General features: G+C 62.5%; 24 protein-coding genes and 1 pseudogene. All 25 read right to left on the minus strand.

Annotation, left to right across the window (positions count from 1 at the left end):
- Positions 1–61 precede the first annotated feature (61 nt).
- Positions 62–358 (minus strand): phage tail assembly protein, encoded by a 297-nt coding sequence (locus tag E3U47_RS18040; RefSeq protein WP_134693038.1) that lies wholly within the window; start codon positions 356–358, stop codon positions 62–64.
- Positions 355–702 carry a phage tail tube protein gene (locus tag E3U47_RS18045; RefSeq protein WP_134693039.1) on the minus strand — a complete coding sequence of 116 codons (348 nt, stop codon included), beginning with the start codon at positions 700–702 and terminating at the stop codon, positions 355–357. Before E3U47_RS18045 ends, E3U47_RS18040 begins: the two co-directional genes overlap by 4 nt.
- 60 nt (positions 703–762) lie before the next feature.
- Positions 763–2259, minus strand: a complete 1497-nt coding sequence (locus tag E3U47_RS18050; protein WP_134693040.1) for a phage tail sheath subtilisin-like domain-containing protein — start codon at positions 2257–2259, stop codon at positions 763–765.
- Positions 2256–2441 carry a DUF2635 domain-containing protein gene (locus tag E3U47_RS18055; RefSeq protein WP_134693041.1) on the minus strand — a complete coding sequence of 62 codons (186 nt, stop codon included), beginning with the start codon at positions 2439–2441 and terminating at the stop codon, positions 2256–2258. Before E3U47_RS18055 ends, E3U47_RS18050 begins: the two co-directional genes overlap by 4 nt.
- On the minus strand, positions 2438–3028 hold the full coding sequence (locus E3U47_RS18060; RefSeq protein ID WP_134693042.1) for a hypothetical protein: 591 nt from the start codon (positions 3026–3028) through the stop codon (positions 2438–2440). The genes E3U47_RS18055 and E3U47_RS18060 overlap by 4 nt, the downstream gene beginning before the upstream one ends.
- A 30-nt stretch (positions 3029–3058) precedes the next feature.
- A complete protein-coding gene (locus E3U47_RS18065) occupies positions 3059–3562 on the minus strand; it encodes a hypothetical protein (RefSeq protein WP_134693043.1) in 504 nt (167 codons plus the stop codon).
- Positions 3555–3917, minus strand: coding sequence for a head-tail adaptor protein (locus E3U47_RS18070; protein WP_134693044.1), 363 nt, complete (start codon positions 3915–3917; stop codon positions 3555–3557). Before E3U47_RS18070 ends, E3U47_RS18065 begins: the two co-directional genes overlap by 8 nt.
- Positions 3917–4240: a head-tail connector protein gene (locus E3U47_RS18075; protein ID WP_134693045.1), complete on the minus strand. Its 324-nt coding sequence runs from the start codon at positions 4238–4240 to the stop codon at positions 3917–3919. The genes E3U47_RS18070 and E3U47_RS18075 overlap by 1 nt, the downstream gene beginning before the upstream one ends.
- The gene (locus tag E3U47_RS18080) at positions 4233–4658 is read right to left on the minus strand and encodes a HeH/LEM domain-containing protein (RefSeq protein ID WP_134693046.1); all 426 of its coding nucleotides are present in this window, start codon (positions 4656–4658) and stop codon (positions 4233–4235) included. The genes E3U47_RS18075 and E3U47_RS18080 overlap by 8 nt, the downstream gene beginning before the upstream one ends.
- 41 nt (positions 4659–4699) lie before the next feature.
- A complete protein-coding gene (locus tag E3U47_RS18085; protein WP_134693047.1) occupies positions 4700–5902 on the minus strand; it encodes a phage major capsid protein in 1203 nt (400 codons plus the stop codon).
- On the minus strand, positions 5892–6566 hold the full coding sequence (locus E3U47_RS18090; RefSeq protein ID WP_134693048.1) for an HK97 family phage prohead protease: 675 nt from the start codon (positions 6564–6566) through the stop codon (positions 5892–5894). The genes E3U47_RS18085 and E3U47_RS18090 overlap by 11 nt, the downstream gene beginning before the upstream one ends.
- Positions 6544–7755 carry a phage portal protein gene (locus E3U47_RS18095; RefSeq protein WP_134693049.1) on the minus strand — a complete coding sequence of 404 codons (1212 nt, stop codon included), beginning with the start codon at positions 7753–7755 and terminating at the stop codon, positions 6544–6546. Before E3U47_RS18095 ends, E3U47_RS18090 begins: the two co-directional genes overlap by 23 nt.
- On the minus strand, positions 7755–7964 hold the full coding sequence (locus tag E3U47_RS18100; protein ID WP_134693050.1) for a hypothetical protein: 210 nt from the start codon (positions 7962–7964) through the stop codon (positions 7755–7757). Before E3U47_RS18100 ends, E3U47_RS18095 begins: the two co-directional genes overlap by 1 nt.
- A complete protein-coding gene (locus E3U47_RS18105; RefSeq protein ID WP_134693051.1) occupies positions 7961–9688 on the minus strand; it encodes a terminase large subunit in 1728 nt (575 codons plus the stop codon). Before E3U47_RS18105 ends, E3U47_RS18100 begins: the two co-directional genes overlap by 4 nt.
- The gene (locus tag E3U47_RS18110) at positions 9688–10167 is read right to left on the minus strand and encodes a phage terminase small subunit P27 family (protein ID WP_134693052.1); all 480 of its coding nucleotides are present in this window, start codon (positions 10165–10167) and stop codon (positions 9688–9690) included. Before E3U47_RS18110 ends, E3U47_RS18105 begins: the two co-directional genes overlap by 1 nt.
- Positions 10168–10288: 121 nt before the next feature.
- On the minus strand, positions 10289–10663 hold the full coding sequence (locus E3U47_RS18115) for an HNH endonuclease (RefSeq protein WP_134693053.1): 375 nt from the start codon (positions 10661–10663) through the stop codon (positions 10289–10291).
- A 3-nt stretch (positions 10664–10666) separates the two neighbouring features.
- On the minus strand, positions 10667–10987 hold the full coding sequence (locus E3U47_RS18120; RefSeq protein WP_134693054.1) for a phage holin, lambda family: 321 nt from the start codon (positions 10985–10987) through the stop codon (positions 10667–10669).
- A gap of 186 nt (positions 10988–11173) precedes the next feature.
- The gene (locus E3U47_RS18125; RefSeq protein ID WP_134693055.1) at positions 11174–11728 is read right to left on the minus strand and encodes a hypothetical protein; all 555 of its coding nucleotides are present in this window, start codon (positions 11726–11728) and stop codon (positions 11174–11176) included.
- Positions 11729–11816: 88 nt separating this feature from the next.
- Positions 11817–12503, minus strand: coding sequence for a hypothetical protein (locus E3U47_RS18130; protein WP_134693056.1), 687 nt, complete (start codon positions 12501–12503; stop codon positions 11817–11819).
- Between the two features lie 10 nt (positions 12504–12513).
- Positions 12514–12831: a hypothetical protein gene (locus tag E3U47_RS18135; RefSeq protein WP_134693057.1), complete on the minus strand. Its 318-nt coding sequence runs from the start codon at positions 12829–12831 to the stop codon at positions 12514–12516.
- 271 nt (positions 12832–13102) lie between these two features.
- Complete coding sequence (locus tag E3U47_RS18145; RefSeq protein ID WP_134693059.1) at positions 13103–14401, minus strand: site-specific integrase; 1299 nt, start codon at positions 14399–14401, stop codon at positions 13103–13105.
- Complete coding sequence (locus E3U47_RS18150; protein WP_134693060.1) at positions 14398–14826, minus strand: VRR-NUC domain-containing protein; 429 nt, start codon at positions 14824–14826, stop codon at positions 14398–14400. The genes E3U47_RS18145 and E3U47_RS18150 overlap by 4 nt, the downstream gene beginning before the upstream one ends.
- Positions 14823–15119, minus strand: coding sequence for a DUF1364 domain-containing protein (locus E3U47_RS18155; RefSeq protein WP_134693061.1), 297 nt, complete (start codon positions 15117–15119; stop codon positions 14823–14825). Before E3U47_RS18155 ends, E3U47_RS18150 begins: the two co-directional genes overlap by 4 nt.
- A gap of 22 nt (positions 15120–15141) precedes the next feature.
- Positions 15142–16524 carry a replicative DNA helicase gene (gene dnaB, locus E3U47_RS18160; RefSeq protein WP_134693062.1) on the minus strand — a complete coding sequence of 461 codons (1383 nt, stop codon included), beginning with the start codon at positions 16522–16524 and terminating at the stop codon, positions 15142–15144.
- Positions 16517–16841: pseudogene (locus E3U47_RS18165) on the minus strand (helix-turn-helix domain-containing protein); the annotation flags it as partial. The pseudogene E3U47_RS18165 and the gene dnaB, both read right to left, overlap by 8 nt.

A 16841-nucleotide genomic window follows, 5' to 3' on the forward strand; every position in this document is an offset into this window, starting at 1 on the left:
TTGGCCAGGATCTGGTCTGGATCAACCTTCCAGAACCAGGCCAGGTCGTAGGCGAGCGCGATCAGGCTTTCGGTGTCGGCGAGGCCGCACTCATGAAAAAACGGGCAATCGCCCAGCTGGCCGTGTGCAGGTCAGACAGGTCCAGCTGGTTCACCGACGACGGTGGAATGCCAGCACAGACCGCGATGTATTTGGCCGAGGTGTCCATGTCCAGACTTATCTCGTCGTTCTGGTCGATCTTGTAGGGCAGCGACTTGATGGCCCGGACCTCCTGAACCGTAGGCCGGCGCAGCTTGAGCTCGTTGAGTTCCTCGTCTTGCGCCTTGATTGGGCTGGACAGCTTGATTACTTCAGTCATTGCCACACCCCTTTGAGACCGTCGAATTGGAGGTCGATAGTGCCGTCGTCACCGCTCGACACCGGTTCGTCAACCAGGTAGGCGCCGGACAGTACGTACACCTTGCCGTTGTTGAATTCGCAGGTAATGGTCATATCGGTACCGGCCACCAGCTTTTTCAAGGGGAAATCCGGCGTGTGCACCGCGGTGACCTTCACGTAAGGCGTCAGCTGCTCTTCCTTGTAATAGCCGGGCACGACCGACTCCCGCTTTACGTCCATCAGCGGTGCTTCGCAGCCACCGGTGATGGTCAGTTGGGCGCCGTCCACTTTGACGTAGCAGGTGCCCGCGACTCGTTGACCCATGGTCATGTCTCCGAAAATGAAAAAGCCCGCTCAGGCGGGCTTGTGGATTGGCTGGCCGGTTCAGGCAGCGGCGTCGTATTGCAGGCGGAACTGGTTGAGCAGCGCGAAGATGCGCAGGCCGTTGATGTAGTCCGGCGGGAACAGCACGTTGACCCGGCTCGGGTCGTTGCTGTCGCGCTCCACCACCAGGTACTCGGCAAACAGCTCGGCGTTTTCGACGTGGCCTTCGTTCTCCAACTTCCCGTACTGGGCAATCAGCTCGCCACGGATGGTGCTCGGCGTCACGATCGGCTGGCCGGCGCCGAAGCGTGTGCCGTCATTGGCCAGCTTGTGCCGGCCATACTTGCTGGTGATCACCCCCTGCAGGCGGCGAATGATGAACGCCGACTGGTGCATGGTCTCGCTGTCGAGGTAGGAGTTGTCGGCCTGGCCGTAGGCGTTCTTCTGGTAGGTGGTGATCGAGCGCTGGATGCGCATCGAGCCGCCTTCGAAGTAGGCCGTGGCAATGCCGTAGCTGAGCAGCGACTGCCGCTCGGTCAGGGTGAAGCGCTCGCTGGCCGGTGCAGCCTCGATGCCCGGCATGGCGCCGCTCTGGGTCGGACGACTGGCATCGGCAGAGATGAAGGCCGCCGTGCGCGCCGCCAGCGCGGCAGCGACCTGCCAGACCGGTTGCGGAGCGCCCTGCTCCACCCCCTGGATGGTGACGTGCTGATCGTTGCGCGCCTGGCCGGCGGCCACCAGCGTGCCGACGGTACCGCGCTTGGCGCTATAGACGTGGCCGAACAGCTGCTTGGCCCAGGACCAGCGACCGGCGCTGTCGTCCATGGCCAGCTTCCAGGCATCAAGCGTGGTGGTGTCAGTCCAGGGCATGCAGATGAACTCGAACGGCTCATCACCCAGCGCGGCCAGCGCGTCGACTTGGTCCGGCGTGCCGGTGCCGGCCGCCATGGCGGAAGCCGTCACGGTCAGGCCGGCGGGGGTGGACTCGCCGTTGGTCTTGCCCAGGCGGTTCAGTTGCAGCGCGATGTCGTTGCCGCTTTCGCCCTTCCACTTGCAGGACAGCGTGACGACACCGGCCGCGGCCTCGGCGGTGACCGGCAGGTCGACAGCGGCATTCACCTGGACAGCGAGCGCGGCGGCCACCTGGGTGGCCGTGGCAGCTACCGCGACCGTAGCCTGCACTCGCACGCCACCGATATAGAGGCTGACCAGGCCAGGCTCGGTCGCGGCGCCGGTCACCGTGACGGTACCAGTGGCGACGACGCCGGTGCTCGCCTTCAGCGGCAGGCACCAGACCTCGCCGACCGGGTCGGCCTTGCGCCAGATCTCGTACATGTTCGCGAGCATGGAGCCCTGGCCGCCGATGGATTTGGCCAGCGCAACGCTGGGCACCAGCACCAGCTGACCGATATCGTCGGCGGTGGCGTTGTCGTTGACCTGGCCGACGATCAGCCTGCGCATGACCGACGATGCGGAGTTGGCCGCCGAGTTGTCCATCTCCGCGTAGAACAGCGGCACACGGATATCGGCGGGGATGTTGCTGAAGCCGACGCTCATGGTTGAGATACCTCTTTCTTGGTGGCCTTGGCCGCTTTGGTGGTGACATCGCCGTCGGCGAGGCGGCGGCGCCACCAGACGGTGTCGGGAACTTCGCGACCCTCGACGGGCAGCAGGTCGCCCGCCTGTGGGTCTGGCACGGCGCGGCCGGGGGCCGGCACCACGGTGATGCGCTGGGTCATGGTTCGGGGTCTCCGGAGAACTTCACTTCGATGCGCCCGTCTGGGCCGGGGTTTTGCAGGTTCGGGTCGGCCGGGTCGATGCAGTCCATGTTGATGGTCGCCCCGGTGAACGGCGGCAGGCCGTCGAGTTCGTGCTCGTGCCAGGTCTCGGCGGGGTCAGTGCCAAGGTTGCGGCCAAGCTGGAAGCCGGCGGAGAAGCTGAAGCGGTAGACCACCCGGGCCCGGTTGATCAGCACAAGACCGCCGCCGTCGTAGACGATGGGCTCGTACTCAGCCGCCGGCCGCCAGCCGACCAGAGCGCGCCACAGCTCCTTGCGGAAGTCGTGCAGTAGGTCGCTGGCCTGCTGGCCGCGCTCGTCCTTGGTGTCCATTGCGAGCACCACCTCGAAGCGGTCCTCGATGTCCTGGATCACCGCGTTCTGGGCCCTGTTGTCGCCGGCCTTGTCGTCGGCAGCGATGACATAGGCTGAGGGGTTCTTCAGTAGCACCGACTCGCTGACGGCATCCAGGTCGATGCCGCCCGAGACCCTTGCATCCAGGCTCGGGCAATACTCACGCAGGTGCGCGATGATGGGGGAGATTTTCATGGTGTGGTTCCGGCCCGGCGGGCTTGATGGTCAGCTCAAGGCGGCGGCAAAGGCAGCGGCGAGGATCGACTCGACCTGAGCCTTTTCGTCCTGCAAGGCGTCTTCCATGTAGTTGGCCCTGGGGGCAATTCGCCAACCGCTTGCTGCGCGCTGTGCCAGAGCTTCGGCACGCTCGCCCTTGCGGCGACGTTTGCCATTGGCCAGCGCCCGGACACGGCCGCCCTGCTTCACGCCGTAGTGCAGATAGGCCGGGTAATAGTCCTTCATGTCCGGGGTCTTGCGTGGCGCGATCTTCACCAGGAAGCCAGCGCGCGACACCTTGAACTTGATCGAGTCAATGGTTCTGCCGGTGCGACTGACTGGATAGTTGTCTTGGCCGCGGGCAAGAGCCAGGTTCAACTGGGCACGGCGGGCGACCACTTGACCAGCCTTGCGCATACCCTTGCGGATCTGCTTCTTGTCGAAGATCTCGCGGCCGAACTGGTCGAAGCCTTCGATGTGCAGGTAACCGTCGACGGAGGCTGAGTTAGCCATAAATGCCACCTCCTGCTTGTTGCTGGCCAAGCTCTTCGACCTCAATCAAGGTGAAGCGCTTGCCGGCTGCCCACGGCGCACTGCGCTTGACGCGATAGACAACGCCGCCGGCCACTACCTCGTGGGACGTGGTCACGCCATCGATACGGCGCAGCCAAATGCGGTGGGTGATCTTGTCGTCGGTCTGTACGCTGTCGGTGTAGGCGGCGGTGCCGACGGCGCGGATCTTGGCCCAGCGGCGGCGATCCTGGGTGAATGCCGACTCAAGGCCGGCTTCTTCGGCGGGGATATCCTCACGCAGCCGAATAGTGATGCGCCGGTCGAGTTCGCCGGCGCCAGGCTCGATTACGTCCATTAAAAGTTCGTCCACCTGTGAGGCGTCCAGAGCGCCCGGGTTGCCATGGGCATATCGGTAAACGACGAAGAACCGGTGACGATCGCCGATTCACGGTTCGCGTACCAGTAGCCAATGAGCATGAGGGCGCCCTGGCTGATCGCCTTTGTCATCACCAACGCATTTCCAATTGGATCCGGCAGGGCCTCACCTTCTGGAATAAGCGCCCGATTCGTCCACTGCTCGAAAGCGCTCAACGCCGCGTCGGTATAACCCTGGATGAGGCTGTCCTCGTCATCGTGGTCGACGCGCAGGTGCGCCTTCACGACTTCGAGATCAATCATTTTTCGGCACCAGGGCCTGCAGGGCCGGCTTTTTCGCGTCTGCCGCGAATTCGATACCTTGAGCGGTGAGCCATTCTTTCAGCTTGGGAACGGTCATCTTCAGCGGGTCGGTTTCGTCTTCCGCGCCCTTCTGCAGCTCGATGGCTGCGTCGATTTCCTCTTGAGAGCTGCGCGAGGCAAAGCCCTGCGGCGGATAGTTCGCCGCCAGATACCCTGCCTCTACCCATTCGGCTACGGTCGGCCCATCTTCGCGCAGCCCCGACAAGTTCTGGCGATCGAGATACTCAGCAACTCCCAGGTGATCGACCGCCACCAGCGCGCAGCGCTCCGATACGTCCTGCTTGCCGGCCTGGACCTCAACCACCTGATTGCCGTCCACGGCAAACGGGAACGGCTTTTTGACGAAAATGCTTGGCATAAATCCTCCAGGGAGGCGGCGCCCGAAGGCGCCCGGAAAGATCAGGCAGCGCTCAGGGTCAGGACCTTGATCGCTTGGGAGTCGGTGAGCATGCCGCCGACGCGCTTGGTGGTGTAGAAGCCTACGAATGGCTTGTTGGTGTAAGGGTCGCGCAGCACGCGAGTGCCGAGACGGTCGACGATGGTGTAGCCGCGCTTGAAGTCGCCGAACGAGATCGCGTTGGCATCAGCGGCGACATCTGGCATGTCCTCGTTCTCGGTGATGCCGTAGGCCAGCAGCGTCGATGGCTGACCGAGTTCCAGGCCGGGACGCCACAGATAGTTGCCGTCGCTGTCCTTCAGCTTGCGTGCGCGGGCAACGGTCAGGTTGTTCATCATGAATCGCCCGTTGGCGCGGTAGCCAGCCTTGAGCGAGTGCACCAGGTCGATCAGGTTGTCACCGGTGAAACCGCCAGCAACACCGGACAGAATTTTTTGCAGCTTGCCGAAGGCGCGGGTCTTGTCAGTGTCGGTCACCAGCTCATAGGCCAGATAGCCCTTCGGCTTGCCGGCGCCATTGCCCAGGGTGAACGCATTGCCCTCCTTGTCGGAGAACTCGCGGGCGACTTCACCATCGAGCCAGGCCTCGGCGTCGAAGAAGATATCGTCGAGGCTGGTCTGAGTGGCTTGTGGGTTGGCGTAGAGCTCGCCCATGAACGCTGCGATTTGCGCCAGGGTCGGGGTGCCGGTCGCTGGGCGTGGATCAGTCTCGCCGACCCAGCCGGAACCGGCGCCGCCCAGGCTGACCAGACGCTTGTAGTCCGGGGAACCCACGGTGATCTGGTTGCACACCTGGCGCATCGGCGACGCATCGCGCAGCAGCTCGATGATGTTGCGGTCCAGCTCCTCAGGTACGGCGTACCCACCGTCTGCGTCGGCGCCGATCTGCAGCGCCTTGGCCTGCAGCTCGCCCAGGCCAGTGTCGACACCCTTGCGGATGAACTGCATGAACGCAGTCTTGTGCTCGCTCGCGGCCTTGGTGCCGGTGCCATTGGGCCGCTTCAGTTCGGCCAGCTCCTTCTCGAGCGAGGACTTGAGCTCGTCGAGCTCGCCCAGCTTCTCGTTCAGGGTGTCGACCTGGCCGGAGAGCTTGCCCTTCTCGGCCTCCAGGCCTTCGATGCGCTTGTCGTTCTTTTCCTTGAACTCGTCGAACTTCTTGCCCAGGGCATCCGCGACTTCTTTGATGTCTTTTTCTTCAACGGCCATGAGAGGCTCCTTCAATGCGGTCAATAAGGGATTTCAGATGATTGAGTGATGCGTCGGCACCCGCCTCTCGCGGTGAAACTGCGCCGTAGCCTTTGGCCATGAAGGCCTTGGCCTGGGAGCCGGAGAACCCTACCTCGCGCAGGGCTCGCTCCACTTTGCTGGGCGGCGGGGTTTCGCCGCGGGCCAGCAGAGATTTCACGTCAGTGATCCGGGCCTCATCGTTGGCCGGGAAGGTGACCAGGGAGAGCTCCCACAGGTCGATCTGCTTCAGGATCCAGACGCCCTTTTCCTTGTCGTACTCGTAGTCGTCCAGCATGTAGCCGATGGAGGTACCTGTCAGGCTGCCGGCCTTCATGTGCGCATGGGCACGCTTGGCGAGCGGGTCGTCCTCGATGAGCAGTCGACCTTTGAAGAACAGCCCCACATCGTCCTCGCGCATCTCGGTGTAGATGCCGATCGGCTCGTTCATGTTGTGCTGCCAGAGCATTGCCGGCAGGCGGCCCTTTTCTTTCCACTTGGCCAGGCTGGCTTCGAAGGCACCTCGGACAACGACGTCGCCATAGCTGTCCTCGACGCCGAAGACGGACCCGTAACCTTCGAATTCGCCTGTTTCGCTGACCGACTTGATCGTCAGCGGGCGGTCAAGGCGCTGTTTTGTCTGCATCGTCGGCAGCCTCTGGTTTGGTGGTCATGTTCAGGGGAGTCAGGTACACATCACCGCCTTCGCGCGGGTTCATGTCCTCAAGGTCACGGCATTCGTTGGGGCACAAGATGCTCCACTGGATGCCCTTCGCGTAGGCCTCGTAGCGCCCCTTGAGGTCGCCACGCATCAGGGCTCCAGCATTGAACTTGGCGTAGTGGGTGAGCCGATCTTTTTCGTTGAGCAAACCGACCTGCACCCGGTGCTCGATGCGCGTGATGATCGGCACCAGGGAGTAGTTCACGAAGTTCATGCCCATCTGCTCAACGTTGTTGAGCGTCATCTTGTCCATGTTCGCAACCAGGTGCGGCGGGACGCGGAAGAGGCCGCAGATCTGCGCATCCGTCATGCGCTTCGACTCGATGAACTGAGTGTCCTGGGCATTAAGGCTGATCGGCTTCCAGTCCAGCCCCATCTCCAAGATCATTGGCTTGTAGGCGTTCGCGGTCCCCATGTGCTCGCCCTGGAACTCGCCTTTCAGCCTGGAGAACGCTTCGTCGGTAAGGGTCTGCTCGGTACGCAGAACCCCGCTGGTGACCGCGCCGTTGGTGAACAGCTTGCCTGCGTGAGCGTCCATCGCCTGGCCAAGACCCAGGGTCTGCCTGGCGTAGGCGATAGGATTCAATCCATTCAGGCCGTCCAGGGTGAACAGCCGGACATGCCAGATTTCTTTCTGGCTGAGGGTCTTCGGTCCAGTTTTGAAATTGACCTTGTATTCAACTGACCAATCATCGTTGAGCTTCGGCTGAACAATGTCAGGGTTGAGCGGCAGAAGTTCGACGACGTTGCCGAGAGCTTCGACCTTGTAGGCGTAGAAGTTGCCACGTAGGCACAGACATGCCACCAGCATTTCCCAGAATTCCTGGGAGGTCATGTAGCCGTTTGGCGCCATGGACAGCAGCGGGTACAACCGGTGACCAACCGCCGGCAAGCGCACCTTGTCCGTTTGTTTCATCAGCCGGCACGGGAGCATGCCGATAGACTCGGACAGCACCCTGACGCAGTTGAAAACAACCAACTGCTGCAGGGCGCTTGTAGTAGTGACCCGCTGCCCTGACGTCGACTCGTACCCGGCCCCGAGCACCTGAGCCAGCTTCTCGGGCGTATCGATGATCAGCGGGTTGCTCTTCCTCCCAAGGAGTGCTCGAAACATCAGCTACCCCCTCGAATGATCGCGTAGGCGGACAGGCCCATCAGGATGCCCCCGCACACCGAGAGCGATACGGCCTCACCAAAGCCAACCCACAAACCGCGAGCCAGCAGGCCGAAGCCAACCATTCCGACCAGGTCCGGCAGGCTTTCGCGAAGGCGATCGAGTACCGGCACCCCGCCCTCCCGAGGAGCCTCTTGTTCAGGGGTCATAGCGTTCTGATTCCGTGCTTGGTGATGTGATCGGAGAGTGTTTTCTCCGGGTTCGCGTTGGCCAGCACCCGACCAACCGCCATGATCAATGCCACTGCGCCGTCGATCTTGTTGTCTTCGCCCTGCTTGATAGGTCGCACCACGTCATCGTTGCCGGGCAGATACTTGCCAATGACGTTGCTGATGCACCAGGTCATGATCGGGTTACCGTCATGATGGAACCGGCCCGACTCGATGGCCGCCTCCAGCTCCTTCATGCCATCCGACATGTTGGTGTAGTTCTGGGTGATCGTGATCGGGTTGAACCCTTCATCATCCAGCTGGTGACCAAGCCCTGTAGCGCCGTGGGGGTCGATGGGGCTCCAGCGGATCGGCGCAATCTTGTTGGCCTCCTTGGTGTCCTCAAGGATTTCCCGGTAATCGACCTCGGCACCGTCGGTTGCCCTTAGGTGCCCGGAGTTGATCCAGGCCTGAAACCGCTCCGACATGCGCTGATTGTCAGGATTGTGCGCGGTGTCTTCAGGCACCCAGAACGCCGGGGCCACGCTGTAGTAGTGGATCTTCCCGTCGATCTCGCGCCAGAACAAGCGCGCCCGGGAGTTCATGTCGAGCTTGCGTGCAAGGTCGAATCCCGCGATCCACTCCTGCCCCTCGAATTGCTCGAGCGTGAGCGTTGTGTCTTCGCATGCCTTCCAGCTCTCCACGTTGAAGAAGTTGGCCTTGGCGCTCACCCACAAATTCAGGTGCTTGGTCTTGAACGTGTTGGTGAAGCGAGCCGAGCGTATAGCGCGGGCCAGCTGGCTCTCCAGATATTCCTGAAAAACCGAGACGCCCATGCAAGGATTGGCCTTGGCCAGGTTCTTCGGATCAGTCCAGTCGTCACCCTCGTCCAGAGTCCAGATGTAGCCGAACAGCTCTTCGTCAGGGACCATCCCCTGCAGCATCTCGATGACCTGGCGCCGCTTGTCGTAGCACGGCCCCTCGATGTTCGCCCCGGCGGTGGTGATGATGAACATCAGCGGCTGGCGACGGGCACCCATGCCAGTCAGCATGGTGTCGTACTGGGCCGCACTGTCGTGTTCGTGGAATTCGTCGATGATCGCGCACGACGGTGAGGCGCCGTCGCCCGGGTTGCCGATCAGTGGCTCGAAGCGGCTGCTGTCCGACGGGATGTTCATGTTCGAGGCGTTGACCTCGATGCCCGCCGCCTCTATCAACATCGGCGAGCGCTTGACCATCAGTCGCGCCGGCCTGAAAACCTCCCAGGCCTGCTTCTCGGTCGTGGCCCCCGAGTACACTTCGGCGCCGAACTCGTTGTCGGCGGCGAACATGCTGAGGCCCACACCGGCCGCGATCACCGACTTGCCGTTCTTGCGCGGCACCTCCCAGTAGCTTTCGCGAAACCGGCGGTACCCGCTCTTCTTGCGCACCCAACCGAAGGTACACGCCAGACCAAAAAGCTGCCACGGCTCCAGGGTTATGAGCTGTCGCTTGAACGCCCACTCACCTTTGGTGTGCGGCAGAAGCTGAATCAGTCGCAGCTTCTTCTCAGCCTTCTTGGCGTCGAACTTGTAGGGGTAGGCCTTCGAACGGCTGGCCTCGACATCGGCGAAGTGCCGCTCGATTGCCAGATGAATGTATCGGCACGCCGGGAACCTGCCCTTCAGGACGGACCTCGCCCAAACCATCGCCTTGTCGACGTTGGTATTTTTGGTCTTGGCCATTAGGAACTCAGCAGGGCTGCAAACTCGTTGGTGGATTTCTGTTTATTCCCGCCGATGATGCGGGTCCGGCTGGCAGGGTCCAGGCCCAACATCGAGCCGAAGGTGACCATCTGGCTCATCGCCTCTTTGGCCGCAGTCAGCGCGGGGTTCTTCACTGGCCCGCCAGTGGCTCCAGACACCACGATGCCGTGGGCCTCCACCGATTCCTGCGCGAGGCGCCAGTTGCCGTAAGCCGTGCAGAAAGCCTCGACGTTGTGCAGGTCAGTGAGCGCCAGGACCTTGGCCCGTAGCAGCTCAGGGACAATCATTTTCCAGACTTCAGCCGCACGCCTTTCCAGCCACTCGGGTGGATCGACGTTGGTCACCAGAGAGAAATCAGGCTCATCCTTGTTGAGCTTTCGCTTACCCGGGTTTCCGGCCAAAGCCTTCTGGGCCGTGGGTTTGGGGCGACGGCCCGATCGCCCAGCAACCCCCGGCATCGGTGCCTCCAATGAATTTGATATTTCGCGGGTGTAAAAAAACGGTTGGGCGGCATGTGACCGAGGCAAAAGGCAGTAACTTTTGACCCTCCCCCCTCCCCATTGATGAGATTCACTCTCATCAATGGGGTTTGGCGGCGATCGCCTGCCGTCGAGCTTGGGCGTCGCGCTGGGTCTTCGCCTTGTGGCAGTCGTGGTTGATGGCCTGGAGGTTGCCATCGTCGTCGGTACCACCCATCGCGACCGGAACGATGTGGTCGACCTCGTCCGCCCCACGCAAGCGCCCGAGCCTCTTGCACTCGGAGCACTGGCATAAGTAGTGATCGCGCTTCAACACCTTATCACGCAACCGGCGCCATGGGCGCCCACCGCGACCCTTCCCTTGATGGCCTGCCCAAGCCTTAGCCAGGTCGGCATGGGCATCACAGAAACGCTGATTTCGCGTGAGAGCTTTACAGCCCTGTGCTCCGCAAGGCTTTTGTGGTCGAGGCGGCATAGTTCACCCCTCAACCTTGCGTTCGGCCCAACGCTTCCCGAGCTGACGAGCCTGCTCAACACCCAGGACACCGACAAAGCCAGCAGTAGCGAACGACCAGGCGATGCTGAGGCCGAACTCCTTCACCGTCAGGCCAACAACCATGACGATCAATGCGCCAAGTGCCGCCTCGATCAGCTGGCGTCCTGGTCGCGTCTCCTTGCCGTCGTACTGGATACGCAACCAGGTCAGGGCGAATGTCAGGCCCATCGCTAGGCCGTTCTCCCTCAGGGCGGTTAGCACCAACACCCAGAAGGACGGGTCTTTTTCTGGCATGTTCGGCATCTCGATTCCTCCCGTTGCAGGGAGCGCAAATGAAAAAGCCCCAGCGTTTGCCAGGGCTCAGAAACGACGAAGCCCGACACAATGGCCGGGCTTTCGATTGTCACTCCTCAACACGCGCAGGAATGACAGGATGGGGTTAATTTCGCTCAGTCGCTCACTACTGTCAACACCCAGCACGAAATATGATCACCCCTTTGCAAACGCCTTCACTACTTCATCGACCTTGATATCGCTGGGGAGCGGCAGAGGACTGACCTCCACAGCACCTTCATTGGAGAACTTCGTTTCAGCCAATGACCGAGCGCTGCCATTGATCGACTTGAATTTGCCTTTTGAGTACTCCCAGACGTGCACCTGGCTATCGCCACCCCAGCCTTGAGCGCGGCAGCCAACCATATCCCGAGAGCCAATGCGCTTGGCCTCGCAGACTGTTGGGTCGTTCGGGTAGATTTTGTGGTTGATGTACAGAAGGGTTATTTCATCAATGGCCTTGGCAGGGACTGCCGCCTGCGGCGCCTGGGCGGGGGCTTGCGCTGGGGATGCGCGGCCAATGGCGGCTTTCTCTTCAGGGGAATGCTTCGGAAGCACAAACCCAAGAAACACTGTGGCGACAAAAAAACCAGCAATGGCGCCGATCAGGTTCCCCGCAAACTTGCCAAGATTCCCCCGTTTTTTGACGATAAAGATCCAAACGCCGATCCAAATCACAAAGCTCAACAGAATAAGCAGTAGTCCTTGCATGTTCCCTATCTCCTCAGCGGTGTTGCCAGGACATAAGGCATGCCCTGGCTAATCCAGAATGGTGGAGGAAGAGCTGGCTTCGAGCAACTTAGGCGGCCTCATTCATCAGCAGGCCTTCGGCTTCCAGAATCAATCTAACTTCGGCCAGCGCGTCGTCGATAATACCGTCGAGCTTCTCGTTGATACCTTGCCTCCAGCGCCGGCGCGTCGGCTCCGGCGTGGCATCGAGATCCCAGGTATTCATGTCGTAGAAGCTGTCAGGCAGGATAATCACATCCTCTTCGAGCGCCTCGATGCGCTTCTTCGCGGCATGGCCGGCGGCAACCGCAGCGTTCACAGTGGCTTCGCGGCGCCATGGTTTCGCATCCAGCGGAATGTTTACCGAAACAGATTGCGGGACCTTGCGGCGCGCACCCTTGAGTTTCGGAATGGCCCAAGCAGTGACTGCCCTGTAGATGAAGAGCGTCGACGCCGGACTCGCGATCAGTGGTCGGACCAGCGTAATCGCCTGAACCTTCTTCACCCTGTTGGTGCTGTACTTGGCGACCAAGGCATCCCAGTGCCGCCCCTTGAGCAAGTGGTGCAGCCGCGCCGCCAACCAGTAATCCACCTGGGTACGGTCAAGTCCGTGCGACTGACCACCCAGTGACGCCAGGCACCCGCCCTCTTCCTCTGCCGATTTGTACAGCTTCTGCCAGGCCTGCCCCTTCGCGGCGCCCTTCTCCCCAGCCGCCAGAGCGGCAACGACTGCACCCGATACGCTGTTGTAGATCATGTTCTTCCCCTCAATCCCCGGTGTAGTTTGTGCCGCCGGCGCCGAGCCGGTTGCTTCCCTGATATCCCGCCTCAGGCCCGCCGGCCTGGGGTCTTTTCAACTGCTCAATTTGCCGCTGTGCGGCCTGTAGACGGAGGCTCAGCTGGGTCACGAGCTCGCCCAGCTCCAGCGCCTGCCCGGTGGAGGCCTCGACCCACCCGGAGGCGCTGCACTGCACGCAGGCCATTTCGTAGAAGACGCCCTTCACAACCGCTTTGCCGCGGCACGCGGGGCACTTGCCCAGGTCTATCACGGCCTTCTTCAAGGCTGGGCCGTGGTTCTTCCTCATGAGTTGGACGCCTTTACCCAGCGCCGCACCGACAGCTCGCACCCCATCCTCAAGCAGACTCCGTTGGCCATTCCCCGATGGGTCGCCCGACGCCCGCAGCCGCAGCTGCAGCGCCGGCGCGACTTCGAATCAACCTGTTCCTGATAGCAGATCTGCCCAGGCAGCCCGCCGACGAATCCCCAGCCCTCCATCCCACCGCGCATTGCCGCCGAGCGGGCCGCGGGAGACATCGTGTTCAGGTCGGCCATGGCTGGGCCTGGACGCTTTCCAGTCATTTCGAATCCTCGCCTATTACTAATTCGTTAAGGTTGCCTGAAGCCTCGCCGCCATTGGGCTGTGGCGATTTCTGCGGGATTTCGAATAAGGCCTCTTTAAGGCCGTGGATGGCTTCGAAGCCGATCCGATCAAGCCATGCATGCCACTTCTCCAGCGCCAACTTGCGCTGCTCCATGGCCTGCGTGTGGATGTAGGTGCTGGCGATCTTGCCCAGCGTGTGATTCAACAGCATCTCGCCGATGTGGCCGTCGATACCGAGGTCGGTCCAGGTGGTGCGGGAGACCTTGCGCAGATCGTGGCTGGTCCACTCACCCCGCCCCAGGCGGGTGAACACTTGGCTGGCCTGGGTCTCGCTCAGGCAGTGGCCACGGCGATTCGGGAACAGGTAAACCCCTTCGTACCCCTGGGCCTGCTGAATCGCCCGGTACCGCGTCAGCAGCGCCTTGAGCTGCGCGGTCAATGGCAGGCGATGCTCGGTGCGGGTCTTGGTGTGGGCCGCCGGGATGAACCACTCGGCAGCGGCCAGGGTAATGTCGCTCCAGCGGGCCATGCGGGTCTCGCCGATCCGGGTGCCGTGAGCCAGCATCATCAGGGCCAACATGGCGTCATACGGGGCAGCGTCGAAGGCCTGGGCCAGCTGCTGCATCAGCTCCGGCAACTGCACGCTGCGCAGGCGGGCCGCCTTGGGCGCGATCTTGGCCTTGGTGAAGTCGCTGAAGCGCATCCCTGCCATGGGGTTGTGGTCGATCAGGCCCAGCTTCATGGCTTGGCGGAATGCCGTCAGCAGCAGCGCGAACATCTGTCGCAGGTAAGACAGCGACACCTCGGCCTGGCAGGGCCACATCAAGTGTTTGTCCAGCGACTCGGCATTCACGTCGGAAAGGGTCAGGCCGCCCAAGCGCGGCTTCAGGTGCTGGCCAATGCCGGAGCGCGCCCCGGCCTTACGCTTCAGCGACAGCGAGCGGTCGCGGGCCAGGCGGTCACCGTACCAGTCCAGCAGCTGACCCACGGTGATCATTCCCGAGGCCACCGGTGCCGTGGCCGGGTCGCGCAGCAGGCGTTGCCGCAGCATGGGCAGCTCGGCGATCACCGCCGACGCGCTCAGGTCGGGCCAACGAGCAATCGGCAACCAACGCTTACCACGCACCAGGTGCCAGGTGCCACGGTCGCGAGTGCTCCAGAAGCGCAAGTACAGGCCTGGGTGGCGCGGGTCGCGCAGGTCACGCACCGACCTGTCAGCGGCCTGCCGGCGAACCTCGGCCTCGCTGAACTTCACTTCCCGGGTCGCGCTCATGCGGCCACCGTGGCGGGCTGCAGCAGGTAGGCACGGATGGCCTCCACCGCGTCGATACTGCCCCGGCACACGATGGCCAGGTAACCTTGGCGATGCAGCGCCTGCAGGTAGGCATCCTGGCTCGGCGACACCGGCGCATCAAACGGCGGCCGGGCCTTGAACTCGATGTACAGGCCAAACCACCCACCGCGCGCCATCGGCAGGACCAGGTCAGGCACGCCGGCCTTGACGCCCTGCCCTTTCAGCTTGGCAGCCACGGCCTTGACCCGGTGCCCGCCGTTCGGGACGTGGTAGATCAGCGCGTAGGCCTCGGGGTAGCGCAGGCGCAGCTCCTGCATCAGCGCTGCCTGCTCCTGGCCCTCACGATCGACGGGCTTGGCGCGGGCCGGCTTGGCCTTGAACGGGCGAAGGTCAGGTGCATTCATGCGATCAATACCCTCTCGCGGACCAGAATGGCCTGGGTGCGCATGACGCCCTCGGCGTGGTAATGGCGGGCGGTGTCGCGGTCAACGACGCGGCTACGGCCGTCGCAGGCATCGTGGCACGCGCTGCACGCCCAGGCGCCCTGCAGGTCGTTCGGCTTAAATCCAACGCCACATGTGCCGCCCATGCGGTAGTGGGCCAGGACGGTGGTTTCGGGATTGCCGTTGCACACGCCCGGGATGCGCACCTGGCACTCCCGGCCGCGAGCGGCCTTGGTCAGTCTGGATTGCCGCATGGGTTCTCTCCTTGGGCGGTGCTCATGCTGGGATTTCCTTGCGGGCGTAGCGCGACGCCAGCGGTCGGTCATTGGCGGCCGGTGCCTTGATGGGTGGCTGCCAGTTGGCGGTGAGGTTCTCGAAACGGTTGTACTGGCCCAGGAAGGCCGCACGGACGGTGCCTGTCTCGATGTCGCGGCCCTTGCCGATAATGATTTCGGCCACGCCCTTGTACTCGCTGTTCTCGTGGTAGACCTCGTCGCGGTAGACGAACAGGATCACGTCGGCGTCCTGCTCGATTGCCCCCGATTCACGCAGATCAGAGGGCACGGGGCGCTTGTTGGGTCGCTCCTCGCACTTGCGCGACAGTTGGCTGAGCAGCACGACCGGGATGCCAAGCTCGCGGGCGATCTGCTTGCAGCCGCGACTGATGCCGCTGATCTCCTCGGTACGGTTGCCACCCTCGCCTTCCATCAGCTGCAGGTAATCGACCATCAGGAGGTCGAGGCCATAGCGCATCTTGTGGCGGCGAGCCAGCGAGCGGATACGCCCAACGGTGGCGCCCGCTCGGTCAGCGATGAACAGGTTCGCCTGTTGCACCTTCAGCGAGCCGAGCCCGAGTTCAGTCGCATGGGACTGGCAGGCAGAGCCGTTCTTGATCAGGTTCAGCGGGACACGCCCTTCCGAGGCCACGGCGCGGTCAATGAGCTGGCTTTTGCTCATCTCCAAGCTGACCACCAGCGATGACTTGTTCTGGCGCACGGAGGCGTCGAGGGCAAACCCCATGGCCAGGGTTGTTTTACCCATACCTGGGCGCCCGGCGACGATGATCAGTTGCTCGGGCTGCAGGCCACCCAGCTTTGCGTCCAAGTCAGCCAGGCCGGTAGAAAGACCGATCAGGGTCTCGCCGCGTGACAGTCTGTCGTGACGCTCCTGCCACACCTCCAGCTGGTCGGCCATCAGGTCGGCGGCCTTCACCACCTCCTCGACCTCACTGCCGGAATCAATCGCCATGGCTGCCGCCTGGACCGACGCGATCTTCGCCTGGATATCGCCCTGGCTCTGGGCGATTTCGAGCGTGCGCTCGCTCAGGTCGTAGAGCGCCCGCTCGATGGCGCGCTCGCGGACGATCCCGGCATACGACGCGGCGTTGGCCACGCTCGGGGTGTTCTTCACGATTTCGGCGCAGTACGCCAGCGCGTTGTCGCCGGAAGGCAGCGTACCAATGCGATCAGCCACGGTAAGGAAGTCGACAGAGCCGCCCGCCGCTTTCACTGCCATGATCCCGCGATACACATCGGCGTTATCAGCGAAGTAGAACGACTCCGCCGACAGATCGTCGGACAGCACGTCGATCAACTCGGGACGCTGGAGCATGGCCCCCAGCAGGCTGTGCTCAGCCTCGGCGCTGTAGGGATCACGCATGGTAGTTACCCTCCACCACCTTGACGAAGTTTGACGGGGCAATCAGCCAATCGAAAGTGGCCCGGAAAGGCGCGCCGCCAAACTTCCCGGCAGCCCGACCCATCAGGAAGTCCGACTTCGCGACGTCAGCGAAGTACTCGGCCCAGAACTCAAGACTCTGGTGAACATCGCTCTGGTTCCAGCGGGCGCGGAGTTGTTTCTTGCGCGCCTCCGACACGAGAACGACGGCGGGCAGGGTCGGTGTGAGCAGTCGGTTGAACAGATTGACGATGTCCTGAACCGGGCAAGACGGCGAGCGCGGAACGCGGTTGCCATCA

Source organism: Pseudomonas sp. RIT623 (genome assembly GCF_004519305.1).
Taxonomy (GTDB): domain Bacteria; phylum Pseudomonadota; class Gammaproteobacteria; order Pseudomonadales; family Pseudomonadaceae; genus Aquipseudomonas.

Coding starts and splice junctions, on each gene's coding strand:
- E3U47_RS18040 (WP_134693038.1), bottom strand. CDS start 358: ATGACTGAAGTAATCAAGCTGTCCAGCCCAATCAAGGCGCAAGACGAG.
- E3U47_RS18045 (WP_134693039.1), bottom strand. CDS start 702: ATGGGTCAACGAGTCGCGGGCACCTGCTACGTCAAAGTGGACGGCGCC.
- E3U47_RS18050 (WP_134693040.1), bottom strand. CDS start 2,259: ATGAGCGTCGGCTTCAGCAACATCCCCGCCGATATCCGTGTGCCGCTG.
- E3U47_RS18055 (WP_134693041.1), bottom strand. CDS start 2,441: ATGACCCAGCGCATCACCGTGGTGCCGGCCCCCGGCCGCGCCGTGCCA.
- E3U47_RS18060 (WP_134693042.1), bottom strand. CDS start 3,028: ATGAAAATCTCCCCCATCATCGCGCACCTGCGTGAGTATTGCCCGAGC.
- E3U47_RS18065 (WP_134693043.1), bottom strand. CDS start 3,562: ATGGCTAACTCAGCCTCCGTCGACGGTTACCTGCACATCGAAGGCTTC.
- E3U47_RS18070 (WP_134693044.1), bottom strand. CDS start 3,917: ATGGACGTAATCGAGCCTGGCGCCGGCGAACTCGACCGGCGCATCACT.
- E3U47_RS18075 (WP_134693045.1), bottom strand. CDS start 4,240: ATGATTGATCTCGAAGTCGTGAAGGCGCACCTGCGCGTCGACCACGAT.
- E3U47_RS18080 (WP_134693046.1), bottom strand. CDS start 4,658: ATGCCAAGCATTTTCGTCAAAAAGCCGTTCCCGTTTGCCGTGGACGGC.
- E3U47_RS18085 (WP_134693047.1), bottom strand. CDS start 5,902: ATGGCCGTTGAAGAAAAAGACATCAAAGAAGTCGCGGATGCCCTGGGC.
- E3U47_RS18090 (WP_134693048.1), bottom strand. CDS start 6,566: ATGCAGACAAAACAGCGCCTTGACCGCCCGCTGACGATCAAGTCGGTC.
- E3U47_RS18095 (WP_134693049.1), bottom strand. CDS start 7,755: ATGTTTCGAGCACTCCTTGGGAGGAAGAGCAACCCGCTGATCATCGAT.
- E3U47_RS18100 (WP_134693050.1), bottom strand. CDS start 7,964: ATGACCCCTGAACAAGAGGCTCCTCGGGAGGGCGGGGTGCCGGTACTC.
- E3U47_RS18105 (WP_134693051.1), bottom strand. CDS start 9,688: ATGGCCAAGACCAAAAATACCAACGTCGACAAGGCGATGGTTTGGGCG.
- E3U47_RS18110 (WP_134693052.1), bottom strand. CDS start 10,167: ATGCCGGGGGTTGCTGGGCGATCGGGCCGTCGCCCCAAACCCACGGCC.
- E3U47_RS18115 (WP_134693053.1), bottom strand. CDS start 10,663: ATGCCGCCTCGACCACAAAAGCCTTGCGGAGCACAGGGCTGTAAAGCT.
- E3U47_RS18120 (WP_134693054.1), bottom strand. CDS start 10,987: ATGCCGAACATGCCAGAAAAAGACCCGTCCTTCTGGGTGTTGGTGCTA.
- E3U47_RS18125 (WP_134693055.1), bottom strand. CDS start 11,728: ATGCAAGGACTACTGCTTATTCTGTTGAGCTTTGTGATTTGGATCGGC.
- E3U47_RS18130 (WP_134693056.1), bottom strand. CDS start 12,503: ATGATCTACAACAGCGTATCGGGTGCAGTCGTTGCCGCTCTGGCGGCT.
- E3U47_RS18135 (WP_134693057.1), bottom strand. CDS start 12,831: ATGAGGAAGAACCACGGCCCAGCCTTGAAGAAGGCCGTGATAGACCTG.
- E3U47_RS18145 (WP_134693059.1), bottom strand. CDS start 14,401: ATGAGCGCGACCCGGGAAGTGAAGTTCAGCGAGGCCGAGGTTCGCCGG.
- E3U47_RS18150 (WP_134693060.1), bottom strand. CDS start 14,826: ATGAATGCACCTGACCTTCGCCCGTTCAAGGCCAAGCCGGCCCGCGCC.
- E3U47_RS18155 (WP_134693061.1), bottom strand. CDS start 15,119: ATGCGGCAATCCAGACTGACCAAGGCCGCTCGCGGCCGGGAGTGCCAG.
- dnaB (WP_134693062.1), bottom strand. CDS start 16,524: ATGCGTGATCCCTACAGCGCCGAGGCTGAGCACAGCCTGCTGGGGGCC.